The 11784-nt window shown below is 44.4% G+C and carries 6 protein-coding genes; 3 read left to right on the top strand and 3 right to left on the bottom strand.

The features are described 5' to 3' along the window. Nucleotides 1-1323 (top strand): T9SS type A sorting domain-containing protein (locus MR041_RS15490; protein ID WP_242095161.1); only part of this gene is annotated, 1323 nt, incomplete at its 5' end. Between the two features lie 87 nt (nt 1324-1410). On the opposite strand, the gene MR041_RS15485 is transcribed toward MR041_RS15490, so the two are convergent. Together MR041_RS15485 and MR041_RS15480 are read right to left on the bottom strand one after the other, a co-directional pair. Then, entirely contained in the window at nt 1411-2223 is an 813-nt protein-coding gene (locus MR041_RS15485; protein ID WP_242095160.1) for a T9SS-dependent choice-of-anchor J family protein, read from the bottom strand. A gap of 358 nt (nt 2224-2581) precedes the next feature. Next, nucleotides 2582-4231, bottom strand: a complete 1650-nt coding sequence (locus tag MR041_RS15480) for a T9SS-dependent choice-of-anchor J family protein (protein ID WP_242095159.1) — start codon at nt 4229-4231, stop codon at nt 2582-2584. A gap of 492 nt (nt 4232-4723) precedes the next feature. On the opposite strand from MR041_RS15480, the gene MR041_RS15475 reads away from it, so the two are divergent. Beyond that, nucleotides 4724-7426: a MopE-related protein gene (locus MR041_RS15475; protein WP_242095158.1), complete on the top strand. Its 2703-nt coding sequence runs from the start codon at nt 4724-4726 to the stop codon at nt 7424-7426. Between the two features lie 14 nt (nt 7427-7440). On the opposite strand, the gene MR041_RS15645 is transcribed toward MR041_RS15475, so the two are convergent. Next, on the bottom strand, nt 7441-7569 hold the full coding sequence (locus MR041_RS15645; protein ID WP_277926375.1) for a hypothetical protein: 129 nt from the start codon (nt 7567-7569) through the stop codon (nt 7441-7443). 135 nt (nt 7570-7704) lie between these two features. Between MR041_RS15645 and MR041_RS15470 the strand changes: the two genes are divergently transcribed. Further along, on the top strand, nt 7705-11784 hold a 4080-nt coding region (locus MR041_RS15470; RefSeq protein WP_277926374.1), incomplete at its 3' end, for a putative metal-binding motif-containing protein.

Here is an 11784-nt window from a genome sequence, read left to right as displayed (position 1 = left end):
TTGAGTGCAACGAACATCGCTAATCCAACATTGGACAATGCACCTGTAGGCGTTCATACCTTCACTTTGACAGTGACAGACGCCAACGGATGTGAGGATACCGATACAGTAGATTTAGAGATCTATGCCAACCCAGCATGCAGCGCATACGCTGATAATCCATTAGCCTGTGAAGGCCAGGCAATTCAATTGCATGTTTCTGGATCAGGAGGCAATGGCGGACCATATACATTTGTATGGAGTGGAGCAGATGCATCTTATTTTAGTGATGTAACTTCATCAGATCCAACATTCAATGCACCGGAAGGTATCTACAATTTAACGGTTACAGTTACCGAAACCAGTACAGGTTGTACAAATACATGTCAGGTTTCTGTAGAATTTTATGACTGTACACCAAATTGTGGAACCGCATTTGCGGTGGCAACAGAGGACGTTGGAGGCTTTGATTCTGTTATAGAAGATGATACTCAGGATACCTATAGCAGTTGTTTCAGGAATGATGGCTTTAAACGATGGGGTTGGACAAATACGATAGCCACAGAGGGTACCTACAGATATGCTGTATACAGAGGTGCCGGACGTTGTGATTTAAGTAAAGGTACTTATGTAGGGGATTTGGTTGTAACATATGATAGTGGAACGGTTAATTTCTCTTATGATCTATTAACTTGGGATCATGATGATAATCCAGGCACAGATGAAGTACCATTGTATTTAATTTCTGAAGTACATTTATTTGTCGGATGTGATCCATATCCAACCAAGGTAAATTCTGAAGAGTATACTGTTGCACCGGGTCAATACCCTTACAATGCGAATATACCAGATGGAGACTATTATCCAGGTTGGGAGGCAACTAAAACTGGAGTAACCGGAAAATTCTATTTCATTGCACATGCTGTTATCTGTGATAGGGATATACCTTATCCAGATGATATGCATATTCCAGGAGAGAAAAGGGATTATGATGACATAGATTTAGAACTCAATGCATCTTTTATGGATACAGAATGTACAGTAGATACAGGTGGTTGGGGTAAACCAGATGGTAAAGTGAACTTTACCGCTTATCCGGTACCATTCCAGAATGAGGTGAATATCGGCTATAAGTTCGAATATGACACCGATGTGAAGATTGATGTATACGATATCAAAGGGGCCTTGATCAGACAGGCTGAGAACACCAGTTACCTGAAAGGCACCTATGATAGAACCAATATTGATCTATCAGGGAATGATGATCAGATGTATTTCGTCAGGTTAACAACCAAAGAAGGTACATTAGTGAAGAAAATAGTCTCTTCCACTGATCAGAAGTAACTAGTTAATAATTAATTTAAATGAAAATAAAAGAGCAGCCTTTTGGCTGCTCTTTTTACTTTATCAAATTTAGAAAATGAATATATATTATTGTTTAATAAATTTAAAAGAACCAACCATGTCATCTATCCGAACTTTTGCAATATACATACCATCAGTAATAGTTGCAACGTTTAAGGTTTCTTCTGTTTGAGATAATGTCCTATGCATCACTTGTTGCCCCAGAATATTATATAATTCAACTGACTTAAGAGGTGTATCTGATTTCAATACAACATCTTTGGTTTTTACATTATAATAGTGTTTGAAATTAAAGGCTGCAAAATCTTCAATTCCTAATGTCGAAGATGTGATTTGAAAATCATCAATATCAATTTCCAATTGATCGGAAACATTATAGTGTCTAAATGCAATATAAACACTTTGGCCTGAGTAAGATGAAATATTAAGGCTTCTATTTGCGAAGACACCACTGGCATCACTGCCTTCTAAATTTTCAGTAAACATTACAGAACTAGAAGAAAAATCAGAAATGGTATTACCATCAGCAACATACACATAATAATTTTCCGCGTCATATTGCCAATAGGTAGCTCTCACTTTCCAGGATAGTGTTATGGAGCCAGATGAAGGCAAATTAATGGCATTTGAGATGATCCAATTATCTGGCGTAAGTGCTGTCCCGGCAAAGGACTTAGATTTTAGTCCCTTATTTCCACTTCCATCCATACTAGTGATGGACCAGCCGAGTCCATCGCCATCTGCATCTATATAAGTCCAGCAACTATTAACAGCAAAGGTATTGCTAAAATCTTCCGTCACAGGTAAAGTATCATGACATTGTCCGTAGCCAGTTATCATGAAGGTCAGGATTGTTAAAAAAAGTATAATTTGTTTCATAAGATAATAGGTTGAGTTCGAAGTAAATATATAAATAAGATTACAGATTAACCTAATAATTGGTATTTTATCGATATAATACGTAATTATTTAACATTAAAGTAAGATAAGTAATACAATAAATAAATTTATAATATGACTAACGCCCTTTTTTCACTAGAGCGAACTGTCCAAAAATTTCAAATATCGAAATAAGTATTAAACTTTATATCAAGCATCTTTAAAAACTTGAAATCTTCGAAAGAAACAAGACAACCAGATTTAATGATTCAAAAAGAGTCCAAATTCACCATGTTGGATTCGGACCCTCTCATATCTCATTCCATAATTTTTGAGTTGGCTGCCTGTAGTTATTTTATTACTTAATGACGAGCCGTTTCGTCTGGATAACGCGATCATTTTCGTCACTCAGTTGTAACAAATACATTCCTCCGGAAATATCACTGATATCCAGGGAGTAGGAGGCATCAAACGAATTCGTTATGAACTTATTTAATATCAATGCTCCGGTTAGGTTATAGAGTTTAACATTCTTTAAGGTATCAGAACTACCGTATTTTATGTGTAAAACATCTGAGGCCGGATTCGGATAGATTTTAACGCGCTCTTCAGATAAAGGCGTTTCAATACTAGATACCATAGATTTTGAAGATACCGATTTCGCCGAAGTCCCACTGACACAATAGGCCACCTCACTTAAATTTACACTGATACTGGAAGTATTGCCTAAAGCATCTCTCAGAGCTATCCTTACATTACTCACGTTTCCAAGTATCTCAACGAATACAGAGCTCACCTGGTCGCCTCGAAACGTGCCGTAATCGATACCATTATTATAGGTCACCTGTACTTCCTCTATATAATGACCAGTAGGTTTCCCCTTTTGCTTGTCTCCGATATTACTTATAGTAAAGGACACGTCCTGGCTGTTAGTTTCGAAACTCAGGGTCGTACTGTTTGTGCCGGATAGTGTGCCATTTCCGAAAGGCTTGGACTTAGGAGCACAATCCCCCGAAGGTTCATCCACATCGCAAATCCCGTTGTTATTGGCATCTACACATGGCGGGGGATTACTATCAGAACAATAGGTGACATCGCTTAAGGTGACACTCAGTGTTTGATTAGAACCACTTAATCCGTTGTACAATCTGATACTGATGCCATCAGAGGGACCTGAAATATTGAATGTTTTAGAACTTATATTAGACCCACTGTAGGTAAAGGTCGTATTATTATATGTGACATCCACCATATCAATAAACTGGGTGCTGCCCTTACCTTTGGTTTTTGAATTCAAACCGCTAATGGTAAATGAAATATCCTGACTGTCCGCCGGTAAGGTGATCGCAGTCTCACCGGTTCCGGAACCGGAATAGCTCAGGGTATTGTCGGAGACAGGGAAATTCTTCGATTGTTGATTGCAAGTTGGTCCTCCGTTGGAGCCTCCATCAGTAACTGCAAAATCATCAATGTCAATTTCAAATTGATCAGTCACACCATAATGTCTAAAAGCAACATAAACGGTTTGTCCAGCGAGTGAAGAAACATTAAGATTTCTATTCGCGAAGACACCGCTGGCATCACTACCTTCCAAATTCTCAGTAAATACTACGGAACTAGAAGTAAAATCCGAGATACTATTCCCATTCGCCACATAAACAGAATAATTTTCGGCATCATATTGCCAATAGGTAGCTCTAACTTTCCAGGTGAGTGTTAAAGAACCCGATGAGGGTAAATTAATGGCATTTGAGATGATCCAATTATCTGGTGTTAGTGCTGTCCCGGCAAAGGACTTTGATTTCAGACCTTTGTTGCCACTACCATCCATAGCTGTTACAGACCAGCCCAAACCATCACCATCTGCATCAATATAGGTCCAGCAACTATTAACAGCAAACGTATTGCTAAAATCTTCACTAACTGGGAGTGTACTATCACATTGCGCATGTAAACCATAAATTCCATACACAACAAAGCCAAGAGAAAGTAAAATCTTTTTCATCATATCATAGGTTAAATTCGGGATCAAATATAATAAACAATAAACATATAATCTGATTTATTAGCGTTTAATCGATTAAATACTGTTTATTTTATGAAAAATGTAGGAATAAAAAACAAATTATGTGATTATTGCTATTAATCAATCCCCCAAAATGTCGTTATTAATACGTTCCTTTCAGCGATTTGGACGTCCAAAAACGATTAATTCCGGCGCAAAAGTAATTTTTATTTTACATTTCAAAGCCTAAATTCAAAAAACTTATTAACAATTAGTTCATTGATTATCAATTTAATATGTTTTAATTTTGAATTGTAAGCGAAGTGATAAATAAGGAGTAATCATTTTACTACATTGGGGTTTATGTTCACCCCTATATCACTATGGTTATCATGAGGCTTGCAGGTTAACAATTTTTTTAGTCATACATCTACTATCCCTGTATTTCAGTCGATTATGTGCTACATTAGTAGTTACTAAATAACCCTTATCCTTATGAAAAAGATCTACTTTACTGTACTAATACTAATTTTAGCTCTTAACGCCTTTGCCCAGGATTGTACCGGTGGTTCAAAATACAATGACACTGACATTACAGCCTCCAACTCAGGAGTTGTGGAAACTTTAGATACAACTGTTGGTCATGGCTATTATTTAGAGGTGTCGGGCATTCTTGCGGAGCAGTACCAGTTTACAGCCTCCCATACCAATATTGGGACACCTGTTAACGACTACATCACCCTTACCGATGAAAATGGTAACGTATTAAAAAGTGGGACCTCACCTATTAACTTTACCTTTACTCTGGGAGACATACCCAATGGCATTATTCGACTGTATTATTATAAGGATGCAACTTGCGCTATTGATGATATCAACCTGAAGGCTACCTTGTTAAACCTGACAGCCTCCTCTACGACCTGTCAGAAACCTGAAAGTCCACGTATAAGTTACCTGTCTAATTCAAGGATCGATTTTTACTGGAGCGCTCCATCTTTGGGGGCAGTGCCGAGTGGTTATTCATGGGTCATTGTATTGCAGGGGAATGATCAGGGACAGGTGCTATTCTCAGGCAGCACGGACGCCTCTACCCTGGAAGCCAGTTCCGGAGACGTATTGTCACCGAGTACGGCATATGATATTTATATTTATACGGATTGCAGTGAAAATGGCTTTAGTGATCCGCTTGGGCCATTGGGGTTTACAACAAATGCGGGTAATCCGCCATCCAATGACCTATGCGATGGCGCCTTACTTGTAGTGCAGGAGACGAACACAGATACTGCTAATGCAACCTTATATTCGGGCTCTGTGGTCAATGGAGCTGAGACCAATTTTGAAGGTGAGAACTGCGATGGTGGCGATACTGATAATGCCAGAGATGATGTATGGTATGCATTTATTGCCCAGACCACTGAAATCAACATCGAATTGCTGCCGGATTTTAATGGTATTTTAACTTTGTTCTCCGGAGACTGTGGCTCATTGATGAATGAGGCCTGCAGTGATGCTAATAAAACTTTGGCACCACGTGATGAATCCATCGCCTTTTCTGGTCTGGTCGTTGGAGACACCTATTACTTCAGAGTGTATTCACAGGACTTTTCCGCCTCAAGTCCGGATTTTCAATATAAACTGTGGTCATCCCAATCGATCACGGATGGGGATGGCGATGGCTATTCAACTGCTGGTGGCGATTGTAATGATGGCAACGCATCTATATATCCCGGTGCAACGGAGATACCGGATAACGGGATCGATGAGGATTGTGATGGTGCCGATCTGCTGACCTGGTATCTGGATGCCGATGGTGACACTTTTGGGGATAGCAATACTACTACTTTAGCGAATACACAACCTGCGGATTATGTTTCCGATAATACGGATTGCAATGATGCCGAGACGAATGTTAATCCGGATGCCACCGAAGTGTGCGACGGTATTGATAACGACTGTGACGGTCTTATAGATGATGCGGACCCCTCTGTTACAGGACAGACCACATACTATGTTGATGGGGATGGTGATGGATATGGTGATGCGAGTGATGCCGGTGCACTGTATTGTTCCGATCCGGGGGCAGGATTCAGCTTAAGCAATACCGATTGCAATGATGCCAATAATGGGATTTATCCCGGTGCAACCGAAATACCGGATAATGGGGTCGATGAGGATTGCGATGGTGCTGATCTGCTCACCTGGTATTTGGATGCCGATGGAGACACTTTTGGGGATAGCAATACTTCAACTTTAGCGAATACACAGCCGGCGGATCATGTTTCCGATAATACGGATTGTAATGACACTGAGGCGAGTGTTAATCCTGATGCCACGGAAGTGTGCGACGGGATTGATAATGATTGTGACGGCTTGATAGATGATAACGATCCGAGTGTGACCGGACAGACCACTTTCTACCGCGATAGCGATAACGATGGCTATGGTGATGCGAACGATACGGTTCAGGCCTGTGCGGCACCTGTCGGCTACGTTTCCGTGGGCGGTGATTGTAATGATGCCAATATGGCCGTCAACCCTGATGCCACGGAAGTATGCGATGGTATCGACAATGATTGTGATGGTCTGACCGATAGTGATGATCCGAGTGTGGCAGACCAGAGCACCTTTTACCGTGATAGCGATGATGACGGCTTTGGCGATGCCAATGATACGGTTCAGGCCTGCGCAGCCCCTGTGGGTTATGTTTCCGATAATACGGATTGTAATGATGGGGACCTGAATGTTAACCCCGGTGCTGCTGAAATATGTGATGGTATTGACAACGACTGTGACGGTCAGACGGATGAAGGATTTACCGATACTGATAGCGATGGCGTGGCCGATTGTATTGATAATTGTCCGAACACGCCGAATCCCGGACAGGAGGACGCCAACACTAATGGTATAGGCGATGCCTGTGAAGGGCTGTCGGTGGAGGATCTTAACTTCAGCAGCATTCGGGTTGTACCGAATCCCTTTAGCTCGGCTTTACAGGTCCAACTCTCCAACTATTTTGACGGCAAAACCATAGCTATCACGCTTTACGATTTAAATGGCCGTGTGGTGTACAAAGCCACGACCTCGAGTGAGAACGGACTCGTGAAAATAGAGCGTTTATCGCAGCTGCATAAGGGGATCTATCTCCTAAAGCTCCATGCTGATGGCGGACAAACCGTAAAGCAGGTCATTAAACGCTAAGCGATAACATCGGTTTAGCGTTCAGTCCCTTGTTGCCGACCCTTTGGTGCCTTGATGCGGTGAAAGGAAACGATCGCTATCAGAAAATGATATCGTTTCAGTTTCATTTCATCGATATTATTTACATTTAATCTGTTTTGCATGCTCGCGTCATAATTAATGGATACATTTAATATAGCACCACTTCGTTCATGTTTTTAGCCTAATCTTATTGGATTTTTGACACTATAATTCTCCCAAGGAATAGCCATAGTTTTAACGAAATCAAATAGGATCGCATGAATAAAATTACCTGTCTACTCTTTGTCCTCATTTCTGTATGGTCTTACGCCCAGAACTGCGACAGCAATACATTGAATGGCTCTTATATGGCCACCAATTCCGGGGATACCGAACAGATCACCAATACCATCTATGCCGGGGAATACCAGACGGTTACCAATATTCTAACTGAAGAATACACCTTTACATCTTCGTATTTGACTAACCCTGATTTTATAACCATCAGGAATGCGGACGGGACTGCTGTTTTGGCCGAAGGGGATTCCCCATTGACCTATACCTTTCAGGCTGCTGACATCCCAACCGGGGAGATCCGGGTCATCATTCATTTAAGTAATAGCTGTGATGGTGATAACAATACGCATACAGTAACTTTAATCAAAGTACCAACGTGCTATAAACCTGAAGACCCACGTGTGAGCTATTTATCCAACAAACGCGTGGATTTTAATTGGATGGCCCCGAGCACGGGGCCTGCGCCTGTTGACTATGAATGGGAAATCGGTCTTTCTGGCTTTACCCCGGGCACGGGTTCCCATGTGGTTAACGGATCAACCGGAGGGGGTACCAATGCCACCTCCGGAGAGAATGCCTTGATGGCCAGTACCACCTACCAGGTGGCCATACGCTCGGATTGTGGATCCGGGGATTACAGCAATTGGTTGATCACCCCGAATATTACGACTTTAGCAGTCGATCCACCGGCCAATGATCTCTGTGATGGGGCGGTTTTAGTTGTTCAGGAAACGGATAGGATGGATGCCGCTTCGGCTATAGGTTTCAGCGGATCTGTTGTCGGAGGAGCTGAGACCAACAAGGAAGCGGAGATATGTAATAGCAAAAGTGCCAATGCCCGCGACGATGTATGGTATTCGTTTGTGGCTCAAACTAGTGAGGTGACCATTACCTTGGAGCCTCTATTCAACGGTAGGCTCAGTCTGTTTTCTGGAGATTGCAGTGGACTGACCCTTTTGGAATGTAGTGATATCACCAACAGTTTTGCTACTGAAGAAGTTACCCGTAGCGGTTTAACGATAGGAACCACTTATTATTTCAGGGTTTATTCACAGGGGTTTTCAGCCAGTGATCCCAATTTCACTTTGAAATTGTGGTCATCCCAATCGATCACGGATGGGGATGGCGATGGCTATTCCACAGCCGGTGGCGATTGTGATGATGGCGATAATACGGTCTACCCGGGAGCTCCTGAGATCTGTGATGGTGTGGACAACGACTGTGACGGGCTTACCGATGCCGATGATCCCGATGTGACCGGATCGAATACCTATTATAGGGACAGCGACTCGGATGGATACGGAGATGCCTTAGATACGGTTCAAGCCTGTTCGGCCCCTGTAGGTTACGTCAGTAATGACACGGACTGTGACGATACCAACGCGGACATTAACCCTGGAGAGGTGGAAGTTCCGGGTAACGACGTGGACGAGAACTGCGACGGGAATTACCTGCGCTATGTGGATGCCGATGCCGATGGCTATGGTTCCACTGCTACAGTGTCTTCAACAACAGCGACACCCGATACTAACGAGTCCAATACCAACGATGACTGTGACGACGGAAATGCAGCGATTAATCCCGGTGCGACGGAAGTGGCAGGTAATGACATAGATGAAAACTGTGACGGCGCGTACCTTCGCTATGTGGATGCGGATGGTGATGGTTATGGTTCCACCGCAACGGTGTCTTCATCGACCAGTACCCCTGATACAAACGAATCAAACAACAACCTGGATTGTGACGATACCAATGCCGCCATCAACCCCGATTCCACTGAAGTGGCAGGTAATGATATCGATGAGGACTGTGATGGTAACTATCTGCGCTATGTGGATGCCGACGGGGATGGCTATGGAACCACTGCAACGGTTTCCTCTTCATCGAGCACACCCGATACTAACGAGTCCAATACCAATGATGACTGTGACGACGGAAATGCCGCGATTAACCCTGGTGCCACGGAAGTGGCAGGTAATGATATCGATGAGAACTGTGACGGCGCTTACCTCCGCTATGTGGATGCGGATGATGATGGTTATGGGGCAACCACAACCGTATCGTCCTCAACGCCCACACCTGATACAAACGAATCAAATAACAGCCTGGATTGCGATGATACAGATGCTGCCATCAACCCTGATGCTACCGAAGTAGCAGGAAATGACATTGACGAGGACTGTGACGGGAATTACCTGCGCTATGTGGATACCGATGGGGATGGCTATGGAACCACTGCAACGGTTTCCTCTTCATCGAGCACACCTGATGTCGGCGAATCGAATACCAACGATGACTGTAACGACGGAAATGCGGCCATCAACCCCGGTGCCACGGAAGTGGCAGGTAATGACATTGACGAAGATTGTGATGGCAACTACCTGCGCTATGTGGACGCCGATGGGGATGGTTATGGTTCCACTGCGACGGTGTCCTCATCAACCAGCACACCTGATACAAACGAATCAAATAACAGCCTGGATTGCGATGATACCAACGCTGCCATCAACCCTGATGCTACCGAAGTAGCAGGAAATGACATTGACGAGGACTGTGACGGGAATTACCTGCGCTATGTGGATACCGATGGGGATGGCTATGGAACCACTGCAACGGTTTCCTCTTCATCGAGCACACCTGATGTCGGCGAATCGAATACCAACGATGACTGTGACGACGGAAATGCGGCGATTAACCCCGGCGCTACAGAAGTGGCGGGTAATGACATTGACGAAGATTGCGATGGGAACTACTTGCGTTATGTGGATGCCGACGGGGATGGTTATGGAACCACTGCAACGGTTTCCTCTTCATCGAGCACACCTGATGTCGGCGAATCGAATACCAATGATGACTGTGACGACGGAAATGCGGCGATTAACCCCGGTGCCACCGAAGTGGCGGGTAATAACATCGATGAGGACTGTGACGGGAATTACCTGCGCTATGTGGATGCCGACGGTGATGGTTATGGAACCACTGCAACGGTTTCCTCTTCTTCGAGTACACCTGATGTCGGCGAATCGAATACCAATGATGACTGTGACGACGGAAATGCAGCTATTAACCCTGGTGTTACTGAAGTGGCAGGTAATGACATCGACGAGGACTGTGACGGGAACTACCTGCGCTATGTGGATGCCGATGGGGATGGCTTTGGTTCCACCACTACAGTGTCTTCAACAACAACGACGCCGGATACTGGTGAATCCAATACCAACGACGATTGCGACGATACCGATGCTAACGAATATCCGGGTCAGCTATGGTACGCGGATGTGGACGGCGATGGCTACAGCAGCGGCTCCTCCCAGACCGCCTGCGAGCGCCCATTGAACCATTACATCGCCTCTGAGCTTACGGCCACCTCTGGCGATTGCAACGATAATGATGCGGCCATACATCCTGATGCTATCGAGATCTGTGATGGCATTGACAACGACTGTGATGGTCAAATAGACGAAGGGGTTCAAACCACCTATTACGCCGATACCGATGGCGATGGCTATGGGGATCCGGCATCAACCACCCAGGCCTGTTCCGTCCCTGCAGACTATGTGAGTAACAACACGGATTGCGACGACATGGATGCCAATGAATATCCGGGTCAGCTATGGTACGCGGATGTGGACGGTGATGGCTACAGCAGCGGCTCCTCCCAGACGGCCTGCGAGCGCCCATTGAACCATTACATCGCCTCTGAGCTTACGGCCACCTCTGGCGATTGCAACGATAATGATGCGGCCATACATCCTGATGCTATCGAGATCTGTGATGGCATTGACAACGACTGTGATGGTCAAATAGACGAAGGGGTTCAAACCACCTATTACGCCGATACCGATGGCGATGGCTATGGGGATCCGGCATCAACCACCCAGGCCTGTTCCGTCCCTGCAGACTATGTGAGTAACAACACGGATTGCGACGACATGGATGCCAATGAATATCCGGGTCAGCTATGGTACGCGGATGTGGACGGTGATGGCTACAGCAGCGGCTCCTCCCAGACGGCCTGCGAGCGCCCATTGAACCATTATATCGCCTCTGAGCTTACGGCT

It is taken from the genome of Aestuariivivens sediminicola (assembly GCF_022662015.1).
In the GTDB taxonomy this organism is placed as follows: domain Bacteria; phylum Bacteroidota; class Bacteroidia; order Flavobacteriales; family Flavobacteriaceae; genus Aestuariivivens; species Aestuariivivens sediminicola.
This window is presented reverse-complemented; position numbering and strand designations above follow the sequence as displayed.

Excerpts from the sequence above, each read along its gene's own strand:
- MR041_RS15485 (WP_242095160.1), bottom strand. The coding sequence starts at position 2,223 with ATGAAACAAATTATACTTTTTTTAACAATCCTGACCTTCATGATAACT.
- MR041_RS15480 (WP_242095159.1), bottom strand. The coding sequence starts at position 4,231 with ATGATGAAAAAGATTTTACTTTCTCTTGGCTTTGTTGTGTATGGAATT.
- MR041_RS15475 (WP_242095158.1), top strand. The coding sequence starts at position 4,724 with ATGAAAAAGATCTACTTTACTGTACTAATACTAATTTTAGCTCTTAAC.
- MR041_RS15645 (WP_277926375.1), bottom strand. The coding sequence starts at position 7,569 with ATGCAAAACAGATTAAATGTAAATAATATCGATGAAATGAAACTGAAA.